Annotated in this window: 15 protein-coding genes; 9 read left to right on the top strand and 6 right to left on the bottom strand. The window is 75.0% G+C overall.

Annotated features, from left to right (window positions below; genetic code table 11):
- Positions 1–724 precede the first annotated feature (724 nt).
- Both ACFWP2_RS03100 and ACFWP2_RS03095 read right to left on the bottom strand, forming a co-directional pair.
- Positions 725–3,511, bottom strand: a complete 2,787-nt coding sequence (locus tag ACFWP2_RS03100) for a toxin glutamine deamidase domain-containing protein (RefSeq protein ID WP_380447710.1) — start codon at positions 3,509–3,511, stop codon at positions 725–727.
- Between the two features lie 26 nt (positions 3,512–3,537).
- Positions 3,538–4,065: a hypothetical protein gene (locus tag ACFWP2_RS03095; protein WP_380447708.1), complete on the bottom strand. Its 528-nt coding sequence runs from the start codon at positions 4,063–4,065 to the stop codon at positions 3,538–3,540.
- A 563-nt stretch (positions 4,066–4,628) separates the two neighbouring features.
- Between ACFWP2_RS03095 and ACFWP2_RS03090 the strand changes: the two genes are divergently transcribed.
- On the top strand, positions 4,629–5,453 hold the full coding sequence (locus ACFWP2_RS03090; RefSeq protein WP_380448196.1) for a hypothetical protein: 825 nt from the start codon (positions 4,629–4,631) through the stop codon (positions 5,451–5,453).
- A gap of 131 nt (positions 5,454–5,584) precedes the next feature.
- Here the strand turns inward: ACFWP2_RS03090 and ACFWP2_RS03085 are convergent, their stop codons facing one another.
- Positions 5,585–6,754, bottom strand: a complete 1,170-nt coding sequence (locus tag ACFWP2_RS03085) for an NADH-quinone oxidoreductase subunit D (RefSeq protein ID WP_380447706.1) — start codon at positions 6,752–6,754, stop codon at positions 5,585–5,587.
- Positions 6,751–7,767, bottom strand: a complete 1,017-nt coding sequence (locus ACFWP2_RS03080; RefSeq protein ID WP_380447705.1) for an SAM-dependent methyltransferase — start codon at positions 7,765–7,767, stop codon at positions 6,751–6,753. The genes ACFWP2_RS03085 and ACFWP2_RS03080 overlap by 4 nt, the downstream gene beginning before the upstream one ends.
- A 209-nt stretch (positions 7,768–7,976) precedes the next feature.
- Here ACFWP2_RS03080 and ACFWP2_RS03075 point away from each other — a divergent pair, with 209 nt between their 5' ends.
- The 8 genes from ACFWP2_RS03075 to ACFWP2_RS03040 all read left to right on the top strand — a co-directional run bounded on the left by ACFWP2_RS03075 (position 7,977) and on the right by ACFWP2_RS03040 (position 15,974).
- Positions 7,977–9,173, top strand: coding sequence for a sensor histidine kinase (locus ACFWP2_RS03075; RefSeq protein WP_380448194.1), 1,197 nt, complete (start codon positions 7,977–7,979; stop codon positions 9,171–9,173).
- Between the two features lie 35 nt (positions 9,174–9,208).
- Positions 9,209–9,898, top strand: coding sequence for a response regulator transcription factor (locus tag ACFWP2_RS03070; protein ID WP_360352637.1), 690 nt, complete (start codon positions 9,209–9,211; stop codon positions 9,896–9,898).
- 120 nt (positions 9,899–10,018) lie between these two features.
- The gene (locus ACFWP2_RS03065; protein WP_380447703.1) at positions 10,019–10,969 is read left to right on the top strand and encodes a Rossmann-like and DUF2520 domain-containing protein; all 951 of its coding nucleotides are present in this window, start codon (positions 10,019–10,021) and stop codon (positions 10,967–10,969) included.
- Positions 10,970–11,875: a pantoate--beta-alanine ligase gene (panC, locus tag ACFWP2_RS03060; RefSeq protein ID WP_380447701.1), complete on the top strand. Its 906-nt coding sequence runs from the start codon at positions 10,970–10,972 to the stop codon at positions 11,873–11,875.
- 160 nt (positions 11,876–12,035) lie between these two features.
- A complete protein-coding gene (gene panD, locus ACFWP2_RS03055; protein WP_360352642.1) occupies positions 12,036–12,485 on the top strand; it encodes an aspartate 1-decarboxylase in 450 nt (149 codons plus the stop codon).
- 15 nt (positions 12,486–12,500) lie between these two features.
- Entirely contained in the window at positions 12,501–14,171 is a 1,671-nt protein-coding gene (locus ACFWP2_RS03050; RefSeq protein ID WP_380447699.1) for an L-aspartate oxidase, read from the top strand.
- Positions 14,172–14,175: 4 nt separating this feature from the next.
- On the top strand, positions 14,176–15,138 hold the full coding sequence (gene nadC, locus ACFWP2_RS03045; RefSeq protein ID WP_380447697.1) for a carboxylating nicotinate-nucleotide diphosphorylase: 963 nt from the start codon (positions 14,176–14,178) through the stop codon (positions 15,136–15,138).
- 47 nt (positions 15,139–15,185) lie between these two features.
- Complete coding sequence (locus ACFWP2_RS03040) at positions 15,186–15,974, top strand: type III pantothenate kinase (protein WP_380447695.1); 789 nt, start codon at positions 15,186–15,188, stop codon at positions 15,972–15,974.
- Between the two features lie 7 nt (positions 15,975–15,981).
- Here the strand turns inward: ACFWP2_RS03040 and ACFWP2_RS03035 are convergent, their stop codons facing one another.
- The gene (locus tag ACFWP2_RS03035; protein WP_380447693.1) at positions 15,982–16,971 is read right to left on the bottom strand and encodes a hypothetical protein; all 990 of its coding nucleotides are present in this window, start codon (positions 16,969–16,971) and stop codon (positions 15,982–15,984) included.
- Positions 16,972–17,022: 51 nt separating this feature from the next.
- Entirely contained in the window at positions 17,023–17,580 is a 558-nt protein-coding gene (locus ACFWP2_RS03030; RefSeq protein ID WP_380447691.1) for a SigE family RNA polymerase sigma factor, read from the bottom strand.
- Positions 17,581–17,666 lie beyond the last annotated feature (86 nt).

Raw genomic sequence — 17,666 nt, 5'->3', positions numbered from 1 at the left:
CCCCTCTCATCCCGCACTTCCACCGGCACAGGGCACCGCTTCGGACCGCTCGCTGGAAGTCGACCCGGCCGACTTTCTGCGCATCACCCCGGGCAAATTATGACGGTCGGTCTACTTATTTTTGCCAAGCCCAAGCCCGGCTACCCAGAATCCACGCAGAAAGTCGGGGGGCCGACTTCTCGCGCAAGCCCTCCCACCTCCAGTTGCACGGGAAGTCGACCCAGTCGACTTTTGATGCGACCCCGCGCGAGGCCCGCGCACACCCAACACATGGGCGCCAAAAGTCGGCACTGTCGACATCCTGTGCGCCACGAGGGAAGATTATGCGGACCGGTCTACATATTTCTGCCTGGCTCAGGGGTCGCGCAGCCTCGAATGCGCACAGAAAGTCGGGCCGGTCGACTTCTCGCGCGACCTCTCGCATTTTCCGCACCCGCCACCACCTAGGAGCAGCGCGGCGGGCCGCGCAGGAAGTCGAACCGGTCGGCTTCCTGCGAAGGCGCCCCTCACGGAACCCAGCGAGATGTGACAGCCGGTCGGCTCTGCACGCGCCCGGCAGCCAATCCGGCGGTTGGGCGCGAGAAGTCGGATGGGCCGACTTCTCGTGCGGGCTCCTTTCGCTTGCGCGCGCGTTCCATCGCCGGCGGGCACCGCCCGGGGGGGGTGCGGGAAGTCGGCGGGGCCGACTTCCCGTGCGCGGTTCGGCGTTGAGGGGCGGGCGGGGTCAGGGGGTGGGGGTGAGGGGGCGGCCTTCGGGGGTGAGGGTGATGGCCCAGAGGCCCTGGGTGGCGGGGTGGAGGGGGGTGGGGGCCTGGCGGGCGAGTTGGTGGTCGAGGTAGGTGACGGTGTCCCGATGGTTGACGGCGTTCCAGGCGTGCGAGCGACCGTACGGGTCGAGGGTGAGGAGCACCGCCTGGGAACCGTGGCCGGCGCGGCGGAGGTCGTCGGCGAGGCGGTCGAAGGCGCGGACGCCGTCGCCCAGGTCCCGGAAGGGGGCGCCGAGTTCGCGTTCGGCGCGGTCCCGGCCGCCGCGTTCGCCGGCGTCGCCCTCGGTGGGGATGCGCGGGGCCGCGCAGGTCGGGCGGCCGGTGTAGGTCTCGACCGCCGAGAGGGCGATCTCCAGGCTGTTGTTGGCCCGGCCCGGTTCGCGGTAGCCGCCGTCGTTGACGGCTTCCACCCAGCCCCCGGCCGCCGGGTCGGGGTGACGGGCGGGCAGGCCGTCCTCGTCCCGGGGCGCGCGGCGTTCGACTTCGGCCTGGTGCTCCGGGTCGACCGGCGCGAGCCCGCCCGGCAGGCCGTACGGTCGGCTGTCGGCGATGCTGCGCGGTCGGACCTCCGGCTCCTCCGGCCGGGCTCCGCGCCGTGCGCGCAGGGCGAGTTGGAGCGCCATCGCGTGGGCGGTGGCGACCGGGACCGCGCCCCAGGCCAAGGTGGGGTCGGCGACGCCCGCCGCGTGCTCCCGCCGCCGGGCCTCCACCGGGTGGGTTTCCGGCCGGCCGATCACCGGGGTGGTCCCGACGATCGGGGACGCTGCCGGGGGTGGCGGCGCGGCGTGGGCGGGCGGCGGTCCGACGACCGGGTGCGGCGCCACACCTGCCGGGGTCCGGGCCACCGGCGCGCCGGGCTGCGACGTACCGGGCTGGGGCGTACCGGGCTGGGACGTACCGGGCTGCGGTGCGCCGACCGCCGGGCCGCCGCCCACCACGCCGCCCGGGGTGCCGCTCGCGCCCGCCCCGACGCCGCTGCCGAACGGCGCCGCCACGTTCACGGGCCCGCCGACGGCGCCCGCCAGCGGCCCGGGCCCGACGGTGCCGACAGGCTGGTGCCCGCCGTACCCGCCGCCGTACGCCGGGGTCCCGAACTGCCCGGGCACCGCGACCGGCCGGACCGTCGGCGGAGCGTCCGGCGTCGGTCCGTACCCGGGGCCACCCGCGGAGGGCGCTGTGACGGGCGCGGTGGCCGGCGCGGCCGGCGCGCTCACCGAGTCCGTCCGCACGGTCACCGGCCCGCCGCCACCGCCGCCACCGCCGCCCGCTCCGCCTCCTCCGCCGCCATGCGAGGAGGCCGCGGGCGCCTGGAGCGGGTAGTCCCCGTCCGAGCGGACCGCTGATCCGGCGCCCTGCCGGACCGGCGCGGCCACGGACGGCGCCGGTGGCGTCCAGTCACCACCGCCGCCACCACCGCCACCCGTCGCCCGGTGCTGCCCCGGCGAGCCCCCGGCCGCGAACCCGCCGCCCGCCGGTGCGCTCGCCGCGACCGCCACGTCCGGCCCACCCACGACCGCCCCCGGATCCGCCACCGCGACCGAGGCCACCGTCACCGCGCCCGGCACCTTCGGGTCCGCCGGCCCGCCCGGCTGGTCTCCACCCGGATGGTCGCCGCCGGGCTTGTCCGCCCCCGGCTTCTCGCCGCCGGGCCCGTCCGCCCCCGGCGTCAGCCCGGCGAGCGGCACCCCGCGGACCGCCTTGCCGTTCTCGTCGGTGAGCACCGGCTGCCCGTGCTCGTCCAGCCGGACGGCCAGGTCCGCCACCCCGACGACCGGCTTGCCGTCCGGCCCGGGGACGACCAGCAGCCCGGTGGCGTCGGCCACCGGTGTGCCGTCGGCGCGGAGGATGACCGGCTGCCCGTCCCGGCCGAGGACGGGCTTGCCGTGCTCGTCCACCTTGACCGTCAGCCCGGGCACACCGACCAGCGGCGTGCCGTCCTTGCCGGAGAGCAGGACCAGCCCGGAGCCGTCCGCCCCGAGGACGCCCGGTTCACCGAGGGCGGCGGGCAGTCCGGCGGCGAGCGGGTCGAACGCGCCGCCGCGGTACGAGGCGGCGGTGATCCCCGTCCCCTGCGCGGTGCCGAGCTTCAGCAGGGCGACGGCGGCCGGCTCAAGGAGCACGCCGGACAGGGCGTCCTTCATGGCGCGGCCGAGCTCGGCGAGCAGTCCGCCGATCTTCAGCCCGGCGGCCTCGACGGCGACGGCCGCCACGCCCGCCGCGACCTGCTCGGTGGCGGCGTTCCCCACCTCGGACGCGAGGCCGCCGACGGCCTTCCGCAGTCCGCCGACCACCCCGCTCCTCGCCGGGTCGCCGTCGGTCGCCGCGGCGACCTCGGCGGCCGCTCGCTTGGCCTCGGCCGCCTGCTGCTCGGCCTGCCGGAGGTCGGCGGCGAGCTGCTGCAGGGTCGCGATGATCTCGGCCTTGCAGGTGTCCACGGCCCGTGCGGCCGTGTCGAAGGCCCCGGCGACCAGTCCGACCGCGCTGTGCGCGTCGTCCAGGTGGCCCTTGCCGCCGCCGCTGAAGCCCTGCCAGTACGTGTCGAAGGCCTCGACCGCGTGACCGGAGTTGTCGGCGGTGACCCGCCGGACGGACTCGCCGCAGCGGCGGGTGAGCCGGTCGGCCTCCTTGCCGAACTCGCGCCAGACGCCGGCGGCCTTGCGCAGGCCCTCCTCGTCGGCCTGCGGCCACTGCTGGCCGGTCCGGGCCAGTACCGGGACCAGTTCCTCGGGCAGTTTCCGGGACACGCGCTTCCCCCTTCGAGCCGGGTCCGTCAGACCGGCATGTCCTTGGGGACGGCGGGAGCCGCCCCCGGGGTTGCCCCCGGCGCCGTCGGGTACACGGCGGTTGTCCCCGCCGAGGTCCCCGACACTCCCGGCACCTCCGGGCCCCCAGGCACCCCCGACACCCTCGGGCCCGCAGGCACCCCAGGCACCGCAGGCACCGCCGTCGCCCCGAACCCGCTCGCCGCCGAGTTGTCCGCGTCGGCCGTCCGCGCGGCCATGATGCGCAGCCCGGCCCCGACCCCGGTCACCCGCCCGGCCAACCCCCGCAGCCCGCCGACGAGTTCGCCGCGCGCCTGCCCGTACACGGTGGCGAATCCACTGCCCGGCTGGTCGGTCCCCCAGGGGGTGCCGAGCGCGGCGAGGCCCTGCTCCAGGGCGGTGACGGCCTTCGCCAGCTCGCCGCCGAGCTTCTCGAACTCCCTTGCCTCGCCGTTTAGTTCCCACGGCTTGAGGACGAACTCCCCGCCCGCCTTCCCGCCCGCGCGGCCGGACGCCCCGGTACTGCCGCCTGCCATCCCCGTACCTCCCCGTAGCGGCCCCGTGGCGGACCGGCCGCCATCCTAGGCACGCCGCCGGGCCCGCCCGCAGGGCCCGGCGGACCTCTTCACCCCGCCTTCACCACGGTCGGGTCCACCACCACCGGGCAGCTCGTGCCCCACCATCGACCCCGCCACGTGCCCCGTCGCCGCGCCCTCCGCGGGTGGCCCCGGGTACGGACCGTCGCCGGAGGCTCCGCCGACGGTCCGGCCGGTCGCGGTGCCCGGGCAGTTCGGGACCCCGGCATACGGCGGCGGGTATGGCGGCGGGTACGGCGGGCACCAGCCCGTCGGAAGCGTCGCGCCCGTGAACGTGGCGGCGCCGTTCGGCAGCGGCGTCGGGTCGGGCGCGAGCGGCACCCCGGGCGGCCCGGCGGTCGGCGGCCCGGACCCTGGCGGGCGCGGCGACGCACCCGGTCACCGGTCCGCCAACGCGCCCCCGCCACCGAAAGCTCTACCCTTGCCGGGTGGCACCAGCAGAAACGTCCAAGAAGAAGGCCAAGGCGAAGCCCAAGGCCTCCCCCGCCCCCGTCGACCTCGCGATGCCGACTCTGCGGCGCGAGATCCCGCGCGACGAGGTCCCGCTCGACTTCCCCCGCGCCTGGGTCGAGTTCGCCGACCCCGCGGACGAGGAGCAGGTCTTCCGCTGCGACCTCACCTGGCTGACCTCCCGCTGGTCCTGCGTCTTCGGCCAGGGCTGCCACGGCATCCGCGAGGGCCGCGGCGAGTCGGACGGCTGCTGCACGCTGGGCGCGCACTACTCGGACGAGGACGACGAGAAGCGCGTCCTCGGGCACGCGGCCCGGCTGACCCCCGAGCTGTGGCAGAACTTCGCCGAGGGCACCGACGCCAAGGGCCGACTCAGGTCCGACGGCGGCATCACCATGCTCGACGAGGACGGCGACCGCCAGACCCGCCGGGTCAACGGCGCCTGCATCTTCGTGAACAGCCCGGACTTCGCCGGTGGCGCCGGCTGCGCCCTGCACGCGCTCGCGCTCAAGGAGGGCCGCGAGCCGCTGGAGACCAAGCCGGACGTCTGCTGGCAGCTGCCGATCCGCCGTACCTACGACTGGATCGACCGCCCGGACGACACCCGCTACCTCCAGGTCTCGATCGGCGAGTACGACCGCCGCGGCTGGGGCCCGGGCGGCCACGACCTGCACTGGTGGTGCACCGGCGCCCCGGCGGCCCACCAGGGCGCGGAGCCGGTGTACGTCAGCTACCGCCCCGAGCTCACCGAGCTGATGGGACGGAAGGCGTACGAGGTGCTGGCCCGGCTGTGCGAGGAGCGGATCGCCACCAAGGGCGACCGCAAGGTGGCCCCGCACCCGGCGGACCCGGTCAAGAAGGCCGGCAAGAAGGACTGACCGGCCCCACGCACCGGTACCGGTCCACACGCCGGTACCGGTCCGAACGCCGGTACCGGTCCGAACGCCGGTACCGGTAGCCGGTAACCGGCAAGGGCCCGGGCGCCGCAGGTCCACGCGCCCGTCCCGGCCTACTTGTCGATGTCCCCGACCACGAAGAACATCGACCCCAGGATCGCCACCATGTCCGCGACCAGCGTCCCCGGCAGCAGCTCGGTCAGCGCCTGGATGTTGTTGAACGACGCCGAGCGCAGCTTGAGCCGCCACGGCGTCTTGTCGCCGCGCGAGACCAGGTAGTAGCCGTTGATCCCGAGCGGGTTCTCGGTCCACGCGTAGGTGCTGCCCTCGGGTGCCTTGAGCACCTTGGGCAGCCGCTGGTTGACCGGGCCGGGCGGCAGCGTGGCGAGCTTGTCGAGGCAGGCGTCGGCGAGGTCCAGCGAGTTGAGGGTCTGCTCCAGCAGGCACTCGAAGCGGGCCAGGCAGTCGCCTTCCTCCCGGGTGACGACGGTGAGCACCTGCCGCAGTTCCTCGGAGCCGTACGCGAGGTACGGCTCGTCGCGGCGCAGGTCGAGGTCGAGGCCGCTGGCCCGGGCGATCGGCCCGCTGACGCCGTACGCCTCGGCCTGCGCCCGGGTGAGGACGCCGACGCCGGCGGTGCGGGCGCGGAAGATCTCGTTGCCGAGGACGAGGTCCTCGAAGACCGGCAGCTGCGAGCGCACGGTGGCGACGGCGGCGCGGACCCGGCCGAGCCAGCCGGCCGGCAGGTCCTCCTTGAGGCCGCCGACCCGGTTGAACATGTAGTGCATCCGGCCGCCGGAGGCCTCCTCCAGCACGTGCTGGAGGTCCTCGCGGCCGTTGAAGGCGTGGAAGACCGGGGTGATCCCGCCCAGCTCCAGCGGGTAGGAGCCGAGGAACATCAGGTGGTTGAGCACCCGGTTGAGCTCGGCGAGCAGGGTGCGGATCCACACCGCCCGCTCGGGGACCTCCATGCCGAGCATCCGCTCGACGGCCATGACGACGCCGAGTTCGTTGGAGAAGGCGGAGAGCCAGTCGTGCCGGTTGGCCAGCATGATGATCTGCCGGTAGTCGCGGGCCTCGAACAGCTTCTCGGCGCCCCGGTGCATGTAGCCGATCACCGGCTCGGCGCTCACGATGCGCTCGCCGTCGAGCAGCATCCGCAGTCGCAGCACGCCGTGGGTGGCCGGGTGCTGCGGGCCGATGTTGAGCACCATGTCGGTGGTGCCCGCCGCGCCGGTGAAGTTCTCGGCTCCCGCCCCGATGCCGACCGTGGTCTCCCTCATGCCCCCAGAGTCTGCCATCCCGGCAGGGCCGCGAGGCTCGCAGGTTCCGACATGCGGACGGCCTGGACCAGCCACCCGAACCCGCCCAGCCCGCCCGGGTCGGTCAGTTCGGCCCCCTCCCCGGCCCCGCTCAGCGCCCGCAGGTAGCCGGCCGGGTCGCTGGTGGCCAGCGCGAGCGCCGGGCGCTCGCCGCTCACGCCGAGCGCGCGCAGTGCCTCGCGCTGGGTTGTCCACAGGCTGTGGAGGGCGGGCGCGGCGACGGAGTCCAGCGCGACGTGCGCGGTGACGTCGCAGGAGCCGTCCGGCACCGGGGCCACCTCCCGGCCGTCGCGGAAGCCGGTGAAGGTGCCGAACGGCGGCCGCCGCCCGGCGGTGTGCCCGTAGTCGACGGCGACGGCCAGGCCGCGCTCCAGCCCGGCCACGGCCAGTGCCCAGGCGGTGTCCCGGGGGCCGCCGAACTCCACCACCTCGCCGGGCTCCGCGGCCGGCCACCAGCGGGCGGCCCAGGCCGCGTCGGCCTCCGACACCGGCTCGCCGAGCCGCTGCTCCCCCGTCGCGGTGTCCACCTCGACGTAGCGCAGCACCCCGTCCCCGTCGACCTCGCCGGCGTCCAGCGGGACGTTGTCCAGCCACTCGTTGGCGAACAGCAGCCCGGTCACCCCGCGCGGCGGCTCGTCCGTCCACAGGGCTGTGGACGGCAGGCCGGCCGGGCGCCCGGCGATCTCCACGCCGTACGGGCGCAGCCGCGCCAGCACCTCGGCGGGCAGCTCGGCCAGGACGCCGGTGAGCAGTTCGCCCCGCCCGGCCCCCACGTCGACCAGGGCCAGCTCCTCCGGACGACCGAGGGCCGCGTCAACCTCCAGCAGCAGCCGGGCCACCGCACGGGCGAACCTCGGCGAGGCGTGCACGGAGGTGCGGAAGTGCCCGGCGGGGCCCTCCGGCCTGCGGTAGAAGCCCCGCCCGGGCTCGTACAGGGCCTGTTCCATGGCGGGCGCCCACCGCATCCAAGTCATGGGGCGCGACGCTACCCGGCCGCGCCGCGGCCCTCCCAATCGGATCAGGCGGCCCTCCCAATCGGATCACGCGGCCCTCCCCATCGGATCAGGTGCTTCTCCGACCTACGGAGTAGGGCGGATCGCCCTACCGGCGGACCTGGGCACACGGAGCGACTGCCTACGCTGGACACGTGCATCGACTCAACGCCTGGCTCCGCCGTCACCCCATGGTGGTCGACGCCGCCTGGGCGTCGTTCGTGCTGTTCTTCGGCCTGCTGCCGAACGACAACTACCTCGACGAGGGCTGGCGCTTCGACGCCTCGATCCTGGTCGCGGTGCTGCTGCCGCTGCTGATGGTCTTCCGGCGGCGCTACCCCGACTTCACGGTGGCCGCCGCGGCCGGCATCGGCGTCGGCCAGGTGGTCGCGAACGTGTCGCCGGGCGGCTCCTCGATCGCCTACCTGGTCTTCGCCTACACCGGCGCCGCCTTCGGCCAGAAGTGGACCTCCCGGCTGGCCCTGGCGGCCGGCCTCTCCGCCGGGCCGCTGGTGTTCTGGCAGATGAAGCCGGTGAAGACGATCTTCGACCGGGCGGGCGACGCCCACACCCGCCCGTACACCTTCGGCGAGGCGGCGCTGATCACGCTGCTGATGAGCACGCCGTTCATCCTCTGCTGGGCCTGGGGCCGGCTGACCAGGGTGCGCCGCGCCTACCTGACCGAGCTGGAGGACCGCGCCGCCCGGCTGGAGCGCGAGCGGGACGCCCAGTCCAAGGTGGCGGTCGCCGCCGAGCGGGCCCGGATCGCCCGCGAGCTGCACGACGTGGTCGCGCACAACGTGTCGGTGATGATCGTCCAGGCCGACGGCGCCGCGTACGTCCTGGACAACTCCCCGCAGCAGGCGAAGGAGGCGCTCGGCACGATCGCCTCCACCGGCCGCCAGGCCCTGGTGGAGATGCGCCGTCTGCTGGGCGTGCTGCGCACCTCCGACACCAGGGCCGAGGAGTACGTGCCGCAGCCGGGCGTCGAGGAGCTGCCGGAGCTGCTGGAGCAGGTCCGCACGGCCGGGCTCGCCGTCGACTACGCCACCTCCGGGCAGCCGCGCGAGCTGCCGCGCGGCGTCGAGCTGACCGTCTACCGGATCGTCCAGGAGGCGCTCACCAACGTCCGCAAGCACGGCGGCCCCGACGTGCACGCCCGGGTCGCGGTCGACTTCGGCGAGCGCGAGCTGGCCGTCCTGGTGGAGGACGACGGCCGGGGCAGCACCGACGAGCAGCTGGCCGCCGGCGGCGCGGACGGCCTCGGCCACGGCCTGATCGGCATGCGCGAGCGCGTCGGCATGGTCAGCGGCCGGCTCGACGTGGGCCCCCGCCCCGGCGGCGGTTTCCGGATCCGCGCCGTCCTGCCGCTCAAGGCGGCCCACTAGCCCCGTCCGCCGTCCACCCCTCCAAGGAGTCCACCTTGACCATCCGCGTGATGCTCGTCGACGACCAGGAACTGCTGCGCACCGGCTTCCGGATGATCCTCCAGTCGCAGGGCGACATCGAGATCGCCGCCGAGGCGGGTGACGGCGCGCAGGCCCTGGAGCTGCTGCGGCGCACCGAGGTGGACGTGATCCTGATGGACGTCCGCATGCCGCGACTGGACGGCGTGCAGGCGACCCGCCGGATCTGCCTGGCCGAGGACGGCAGCCCGCTGCCGAACGCCCCGCACGTGCTCATCCTCACCACCTTCGACCTGGACGAGTACGCCTTCGCCGCGCTCAAGGCCGGCGCCAGCGGCTTCCTGCTCAAGGACGTCCCGCCCACCGAACTGGTGGCCGCGATCCGCGCGGTGCACGGCGGGGACGCGGTGGTCGCCCCGACCACCACCCGCCGGATGCTCGACCGCTTCGCCGAGGTGCTGCCCACCCCGCAGAGCGCGCCCGGCTCGGACGTCCTCGGCCCGCTGACCGAGCGCGAGCGGGAGGTGTTCCTGCTGGTCGCCCAGGGGTTGTCGAACGGCGAGATCGCGGCCCGGCTGGTGCTCTCCGAGGCGACCGTGAAGACCCACGTCGGCCGGATCCTGGCCAAGCTGGGCCTGCGCGACCGGGTCCAGGCCGTGGTGCTGGCGTACGAGGCCGGGCTGATCCGGGCCGGGGCCACGGACTGAAGCCGGTCCGGTCCGGACCGGCGGAGATCCGCCGGGCGGGCCGGGGCGGCGCCCGTACACTGGGGCGGTACGTCCGGTACCCGTCGAGGACTGGAACGGTCATTCAGGACAAGGGTGGACATGGGTTCGTCCGACTTCAGCGAGTTCGCCCCGCTCGGCGACCAGGCCTTCGGTGATCCCGGTGACCCCGGCAACCGTCCGGCCCGGCTGGCCGTCGGCGTGGTCGGCACCGGCCGGGTCGGTCCCGCGCTGGGCGCCGCGCTGCAGCTCGCCGGTCACACCGTGGTCGCCGCCTCCGGGGTGTCCGCCACCTCCCGCCGCCGCGCCGAGGCGCTGCTGCCGGGCGTGCGGATCGTCACCCCGCCGCAGGTGCTGGCCGCCGCCGACCTGGTGCTGCTGACGGTTCCGGACGACGCGCTGGCCGACCTGGTGACCGGGTTGGCCGCCACCGGCGCGATCCGCCCCGGCCAGCTGGTCGTGCACACCTCTGGCGCGCACGGCGTCGCCGTCCTGGAGCCCGCCACCCGGGCCGGGGCGCTGCCGCTGGCCCTGCACCCGGCGATGACCTTCACCGGCACCTCGGTGGACCTGGCCCGGCTGGCCGGCTGCCCGTTCGGCGTGACCGCCCCCGAGGAGCTGCGGCCGGTCGCCGAGGCGCTGGTGGTGGAGATGGGCGGCGAGCCCGAGTGGGTGCCCGAGGAGGTCCGCCCGCTCTACCACACCGCCCTCGCCCACGGCTCGAACCACCTGGTCACCCTGGTCGCGCAGGCGATGGAGCTGCTGCGCGCGGCCGGCGTCGCCGAGCCCGGCCGGATGCTCGGCCCGCTGCTGGGCGCCGCCCTGGACAACAGCCTGCGCTCCGGCGACGCGGCCCTCACCGGCCCGGTCGCCCGGGGCGACGCGGGCACCGTGCGGCGCCACCTGGCGCAGCTCAGTACGGTGTCCCCGGACATCCCGGCGGCCTACCGGGCGATGGCCCGCGCCAGCGCGCAGCGGGCGCTCGCCAACGGGACGATCGACGAAACGTCGGCGGCGGCGCTGCTGGACGTACTGAACGAGGAGAAGCGCTAGATGGCACGCGGTAAGCAGTCGAACAAGCCCCAGCGGACGCCGAAGGTCCACCGGGCCGTCGTCACCCGCACCGTGGACGAATTCGAGGCCGCGTTCTGGCCGGACGAGCAGCCGGTGGACAACGCCGTCGTGATGACCATGGGCGCGCTGCACGAGGGCCACGCCGCGCTGATCCGGGCCGCCCGCAAGCAGGTCGGCCGGGAGGGCCGGGTCGCGGTGACGGTCTTCGTCAACCCGCTGCAGTTCGGCGCCGGCGAGGACCTGGAGCGCTACCCGCGCACCCTCGACGAGGACGTGCGGCTGGCCGAGGAGAACGGCGCCGACGTGGTCTTCGCGCCGTCCGTCGACGAGGTCTACCCGAACGGCGAGCCGCAGGTGCGCCTGGTGGCCGGCCCGATGGGCGAGCGCTACGAGGGCGCCACCCGGCCCGGCCACTTCGACGGCGTGCTGACCGTGGTCGCCAAGCTGCTGCACATCACCGACCCTGACTTCGCCTTCTTCGGCGAGAAGGACGCCCAGCAGCTGGCGATCATCCAGCGGATGGTCGCCGACCTGGACTTCGACGTCGAGATCGTCGGCGTGCCGACGATCCGCGAGGAGGACGGCCTGGCGCTGTCCTCGCGCAACCGCTACCTCTCGGAGCAGGAGCGCGCGCAGGCGCTCGCCCTGTCCAAGGCCCTGTTCGCCGGCCGGGACGCCGCCGCGCAGGGTCCGAAGGCCGTCCGCGAGGCCGCCTCGGCCGCCCTGGACGGCGCCGAGGGCGTCACCCTGGACTACCTCGCCCTGATCGACCCGCACGACTTCTCGGAGGCGGCGGACGACTTCCAGGGCGAGGCGGTGCTGGCCGTCGCCGCGAAGGTGGGCCCGACCCGCCTGATCGACAACGTCCGCATCATCGTTCGCTAGTTCGCCGGTTCGCCGGTTCGCCGGTTCGCTAGTTCGCCGGCTCGTCGGCTCGCCGGTTCGCTGGCGTGCCGGCTCGCCGGTTCGCTGGCTCGCTCCACCGTTCGCCGGCCCCCCGGCGACACCCCCTTCCGGCATGCACTCACAGGAGGCGTGACCCGCAATGCTCCGCACCATGCTCAAGTCCAAGATCCACCGGGCCACCGTGACCCAGGCCGACCTGCACTACGTGGGATCCGTCACGGTGGACGAGGACCTGCTCGACGCCGCCGACCTGCTCCCCGGCGAGCTGGTCCACATCGTCGACATCAACAACGGCGCCCGGCTGGAGACCTACACCATCGCCGGCCCGCGCGGCTCCGGCGTGATCGGCATCAACGGCGCCGCCGCCCGCCTGGTCCACCCCGGCGACCTCGTCATACTCATCGCCTACGGGCAGATGGACACGGCCGAGGCCAAGGGCTACGAGCCGAAGATCGTCTTCGTGGACGAGCGGAACCGGATCACCGGCCTGGGCGGGGACCCGGCCGAGGCCCAGGAGGGCACCGGACTGCTCCGGGGGGACAAGGCGTACGGTGACGGCAACGGCGCGGCCGACGCCGCCTCGCGCTGAAGGAGCCACCCACCCATGTCCACGCACCGCCTCACCGCCCCGGCCCCCGGCTGGACCGCCACCACCGACGTGGTCGTGGTCGGATCCGGGGTCGCCGGCCTCACCGTCGCGCTCAACGCCCGCCAGGCCGGCCTGCGGGTCATGGTGGTCACCAAGGCGATGCTGGACGACGGCTCCACCCGCTGGGCCCAGGGCGGCATCGCGGCCGCCCTGGGCGAGGGGGACACCCCCGGGCAGCACCTGGACGACACCCTGGTGGCCGGCGCCGGGCTCTGCGACGAGGAGGCCGTGCGCACCCTGGTCACCGAGGGCCCGGACGCCGTCCGCCGGCTGATCGCCACCGGCGCCGCCTTCGACCGCGGCGAGGACGGCCACGTCCTGCTGACCCGCGAGGGCGGCCACCACCGGAACCGGATCGCGCACGCCGGCGGGGACGCCACCGGCGCCGAGATATCGCGCGCCCTGGTCGCCGCCGTCCGCACCGACGCCGAGATCGAGCTGATCGAGCACGCGCTCGTGCTCGACCTGCTGACCGACGCCGGGGGCCACGCCGCCGGGCTCACCCTGCACGTGATGGGCGAGGGCGCGCGCGACGGCGTCGGCGCCGTCCGGGCCCGCGCGGTGGTGCTCGCCACCGGCGGCATGGGCCAGGTCTTCTCGGCCACCACCAACCCGGCGGTCTCCACCGGCGACGGCGTGGCGCTCGCGCTGCGGGCCGGCGCCGCCGTCACCGACCTGGAGTTCGTCCAGTTCCACCCGACCGTGCTCTGGCTCGGCCCGGAGGCCGAGGGCCAGCAGCCGCTGGTCTCCGAGGCCGTGCGCGGCGAGGGCGCCCACCTGGTGGACGCGGACGGTGTCCGCTTCATGGTCGGGCAGCACGAGCTGGCCGAACTGGCCCCGCGCGACATCGTCGCCAAGGCGATCACCCGGCGCATGCAGGAAAAGGGCGCCGACCACATGCTCCTGGACGGGCGGCACTTCGGCGCCGAGATGTGGGAGCGGCGCTTCCCGACCATCCTGGCCTCCTGCCGCGCGCACGGCATCGACCCGGTCACCGAGCCGATCCCGGTCGCCCCGGCCGCGCACTACGCCTCCGGCGGCGTGCGCACCGACCCGCGCGGCCGCACCAGCGTCCCCGGCCTGTACGCCTGCGGCGAGGTCGCCTGCACCGGGGTGCACGGCGCCAACCGGCTGGCCTCCAACTCGCTGCTGGAGGGCCTGGTCTTCGCCGAGCGGATCGCCGCGGACCTCGCCGAGCGGCACCGGGCCGGCGAACTGCCCGAGCGCACCGTGGACATCGAGGCCGCCCGGTCCGCGCACGCGGTCCCGCTACCCGCCTCCGAGGCGCGCGCCGAGATCCAGCGGCTGATGTCGCGCGGCGCGGGCGTGCTGCGCTCGGCCGCCTCGATGGCCGGCACCGCGGCCGGGCTCGGCCTGATCGCCGAGCAGGCCTACGCGCACGTGGCCGAGGAGAAGCCGGCCGACCCCCGGGTGGAGACCTGGGAGGCCGCCAACCTGCTGCTGGTCGCCACCGCCCTGGTCGCGGCCGCCGAGCAGCGCGCGGAGACCCGCGGCTGCCACTGGCGCGAGGACTTCCCCGAGCGCGACGACGCCCACTGGCGGCGCCATCTGATCACCACCCTCGCCGCCACCGGCGGCCCGGTCAGCACCCCTGAGGAGCAGTAGAACCATGACCCACTCCCACGAGGAACTCCCGATGGCCGGCGGCTGCGGCGACGGCTGCGCCTGCGGGGACGGCGAGGGCTATGAGACCGGCCTGGACCCGCAGCTGGCCGAGCTGCTGGAGCAGGCCGGGCTGGACCCGGTCGAGGTCGAGGACATCGCCACCCTGGCGCTGGCCGAGGACCTGGCCGGCGGCGAGGACGTCACCTCGGTGGCGACCGTGCCCGCCGAGTCCGTCGCCACCGCCGACTTCACCGCCCGCCAGGCCGGCGTGGTGGCCGGCCTGCGGGTCGCCGAGGCGGTCGTCTCGCTGGTCTGCGAGGAGGAGTTCGAGGTCGAGCGGCACGTCGAGGACGGCGACCGGGTGGAGGCCGGCCAGGTGCTGCTCTCGGTGCGCTCGCGCACCCGCGACCTGCTGACCGCCGAGCGCAGCGCGCTCAACCTGCTCTGCCACCTGTCCGGCATCGCCACCGCGACCCGCGCCTGGGCGGACGCCCTGGAGGGCACCGCCGTGGTGGTCCGGGACACCCGCAAGACCACCCCGGGCCTGCGCGCGCTGGAGAAGTTCGCGGTGCGCTGCGGCGGCGGCGCCAACCACCGGATGGCGCTCTCGGACGCCGCGCTGGTGAAGGACAACCACGTGATCGCGGCCGGCGGCGTGGCCGAGGCCTTCCGGGCCGTCCGGGCCGCGTACCCGGAGCTGCCGGTCGAGGTCGAGGTGGACACCCTGGAGCAGATCCCGCCGGTGCTGGAGGCCGGCGCGGACCTGATCCTGCTGGACAACTTCACCGTCGGGCAGCTGAAGGAGGCCGTCGCGCTGGTGGCCGGCCGGGCGAAGCTGGAGGCCTCCGGCGGACTGACCCTGGCCACCGCGCGCGAGGTCGCCCAGACTGGTGTCGACTACCTGGCCGTGGGCGCGCTCACCCACTCCTCGCCGATCCTGGACATCGGCCTGGACCTGCGCGCCTGACCGTCAGGTCGAGAACAGACCTGTCCCGCCTCGCAGAAAGCGTCCCCGTGCTCCTCACCATCGACGTCGGCAACACCCAGACCACACTCGGCCTGTTCGACGGCGAGGACGTGGTGGAACACTGGCGGATCTCCACGGATCCGCGCCGCACGGCCGATGAACTGGCGGTGCTGCTGCAAGGGTTGATGGGCAACCACACCGCGGTCCGGGAGGCCGCGGTGGAGGGCCTGGCGATCTGTTCGTCCGTCCCCGCCGTGCTCCACGAGCTCCGCGAGGTGACCCGCCGCTACTACGGCGACGTCCCCGCGGTGATCGTGGAGCCCGGCGTGAAGACCGGGGTGCACGTCCTGATGGACAACCCCAAGGAGGTCGGCGCGGACCGGATCGTCAACGCGCTGGCCGCCAACCACCTGTACGGCGGCCCGTGCATCGTGGTCGACTTCGGCACCGCGACCACCTTCGACGCCGTCAACGCGCGCGGCGACTACGTCGGGGGCGCGATCGCCCCCGGCATCGAGATCTCGGTCGAGGCGCTCGGCGTGCGCGGCGCCCAGCTGCGCAAGATCGAGCTGGCCCGTCCGCGCAACGTGATCGGCAAGAACACCGTCGAGGGCATGCAGTCCGGCATCCTCTACGGCTTCGCCGGCCAGGTCGACGGCCTGGTCGAGCGGATGGCCCGGGAGCTCGCGAAGGACCCGGACGACGTCCAGGTGATCGCCACCGGCGGTCTCGCCTCCCTGGTCCTCGGCGAGGCCACCACCATCGACGTGCACGAGCCCTGGCTGACCCTGATCGGGCTGCGCCTGGTGTACGAGCGCAACCGGCCGACCGCCTGAGCGGCGCTCAGCTGCCGGGGGGCGGGAAGCCCGGCAGGGTGGCCGGGCCGGTGAGCACCGCGCTCGGCCCGTCGGTGATGGTGGCCCCCGGGGCGGGGGCCAGGGGCGCCGAGCCGGAGGACCCGGGGTCCGGGCGGGTCGGCAGGGTGGTCAGGCCGGTCGGCACGGGCGACGGAACGGTGAGCCGCGTCGTTCCCGGCTCCGGGCGCGCGGTGGGCTTCCCCGCCCGCGGGTCCTCCGGGATGGCCGCCACGACCTTCTTCCAGCGCGGGTCCTTCACCACCGCGCCGAGCTGGTCCGGCGTCAGCGGCGGGTCGGTGCGGGTGATCGGCGTGCCCTGGTCCAGCGGCTTGCGGTTCCACTCCTGGAGCATCAGCTCGTACCCGGCCCCGGTCAGCGTGGCGGACCAGGTCTTGGAGCCGGCCGGCTCGCCGGGACGCGTCCCGGCCTGGTAGAGGGTCAGGTGCTCGCCGTCCGGGAGGTCGGTCTCACTGCAGGCGTCGCCCGGAAGCGGGCCCAGGCAGCCGGGCTCGACGCCGTTGCGCATGATCCAGAACAGGTACTGCACCGGGCCGTTCCCGTCGTCCAGGACCAGCCGCAGCTGCGGGATGTCGTTCTCGGTCCCCCGTGCCTCGCCCACCGTCACCGTCCCCGGCGGAAGCAGTTCGGTGAGCATCCGCTGGAACTCCGGGCCGGAGATCGGCGGGCCCACCGCCGCTCCGGAGGAGCCCGTGCCGGAGGACGCCGGGCCCATCGGCACCGGCCCCGACCCGGGCAGCAGGTTGCCGACACCGGCCGCGCCCACTCCGATCAGGGCCAGGGCGGCGGCGCCCCCGAGGACTCCGGCCCGCCGCCGGCGGCGAAGCCGGCGGCCGTACGACCAGCCGGTGTCGACCAGCCGGGTGCTGTCGGTGTCGTAGGCCCCGCCGGCCCGGCCGAGGGCCTCGGTGAAGGCCTGCTCGAACCGCTCGTCGGGCCCGTCGTGCTCTGCGGACATGCTGAACCAACCTCTCTACCGCATGAGTTGAAGTGAAGTGACGCGCCGGCCTCAGCGCCCGGCCAGCTCGTCGAGGCTGCCGCCGAGCAGCGCGCGGATCCGGCCGAGCGCGCGGAAGGACTGGGTCCGGACGGCGCCCGGGCTGAGGTGCAGGACCGCCGCGGTCTCCTCGACGCTGCGGTCCTCCCAGTAGCGCAGGACCAGCACCGCCCGGTCGCGCGGCGCGAGCCGGCCGAGCGCGTCCACCAGGGCCAGCCGCAGCTCCGGGTCGCCCTGCGGGGCCGCGCCGTCCGGCACGGCGTCGACCGGCCGCTCGCCGCTGGAGCGGCGGCCGCGGTGCGAGAGGAAGACCCGTACCAGCACGGTGTGGGCGTACCCCGCCGGGTTGTCGATCCGGCGCCTGCCCCCGAACCAGGAGGTGCGGTGCCACTGGGCGTAGATCCGCCCGAGCGCCTCCTGCACCAGGTCCTCGGCGAGGTGGGTGTCCCCGCCGGTGAGCAGGCAGGCCGACCGGTAGAGCGGTCTGGCGCGGGCGGCCGCGAAGGCCTGGAAGTCCTCGTCCCGCCGCCCCCGGCCGCCGGCCGCCTGTTCCTGATCGCCCGGTCGCATCCTGCCCGGCCCCCTCGCTCGTTCTCCCCTGACACCTGGATGACCGGGTGGGCCCCGGGCAGCGTTACAGGTGGCGGCGAAAGGCT

It is taken from the genome of Kitasatospora sp. NPDC058444 (assembly GCF_042721415.1).
Taxonomy (GTDB): Bacteria; Actinomycetota; Actinomycetes; order Streptomycetales; family Streptomycetaceae; genus Kitasatospora.
The sequence above is the reverse complement of the archived record's forward strand: the minus strand, read 5'-3'. Positions and strand labels throughout refer to the sequence as shown.

What these genes read in the sequence shown, in the direction of transcription:
- ACFWP2_RS03095 (WP_380447708.1), bottom strand. Translation starts at nt 4,065, where the DNA reads ATGGCAGGCGGCAGTACCGGGGCGTCCGGCCGCGCGGGCGGGAAGGCG.
- ACFWP2_RS03090 (WP_380448196.1), top strand. Translation starts at nt 4,629, where the DNA reads ATGCCGACTCTGCGGCGCGAGATCCCGCGCGACGAGGTCCCGCTCGAC.
- ACFWP2_RS03085 (WP_380447706.1), bottom strand. Translation starts at nt 6,754, where the DNA reads ATGAGGGAGACCACGGTCGGCATCGGGGCGGGAGCCGAGAACTTCACC.
- ACFWP2_RS03080 (WP_380447705.1), bottom strand. Translation starts at nt 7,767, where the DNA reads ATGACTTGGATGCGGTGGGCGCCCGCCATGGAACAGGCCCTGTACGAG.
- ACFWP2_RS03075 (WP_380448194.1), top strand. Translation starts at nt 7,977, where the DNA reads ATGGTGGTCGACGCCGCCTGGGCGTCGTTCGTGCTGTTCTTCGGCCTG.
- ACFWP2_RS03065 (WP_380447703.1), top strand. Translation starts at nt 10,019, where the DNA reads ATGGGTTCGTCCGACTTCAGCGAGTTCGCCCCGCTCGGCGACCAGGCC.
- panC (WP_380447701.1), top strand. Translation starts at nt 10,970, where the DNA reads ATGGCACGCGGTAAGCAGTCGAACAAGCCCCAGCGGACGCCGAAGGTC.
- panD (WP_360352642.1), top strand. Translation starts at nt 12,036, where the DNA reads ATGCTCCGCACCATGCTCAAGTCCAAGATCCACCGGGCCACCGTGACC.
- ACFWP2_RS03050 (WP_380447699.1), top strand. Translation starts at nt 12,501, where the DNA reads ATGTCCACGCACCGCCTCACCGCCCCGGCCCCCGGCTGGACCGCCACC.
- nadC (WP_380447697.1), top strand. Translation starts at nt 14,176, where the DNA reads ATGACCCACTCCCACGAGGAACTCCCGATGGCCGGCGGCTGCGGCGAC.
- ACFWP2_RS03035 (WP_380447693.1), bottom strand. Translation starts at nt 16,971, where the DNA reads ATGTCCGCAGAGCACGACGGGCCCGACGAGCGGTTCGAGCAGGCCTTC.
- ACFWP2_RS03030 (WP_380447691.1), bottom strand. Translation starts at nt 17,580, where the DNA reads ATGCGACCGGGCGATCAGGAACAGGCGGCCGGCGGCCGGGGGCGGCGG.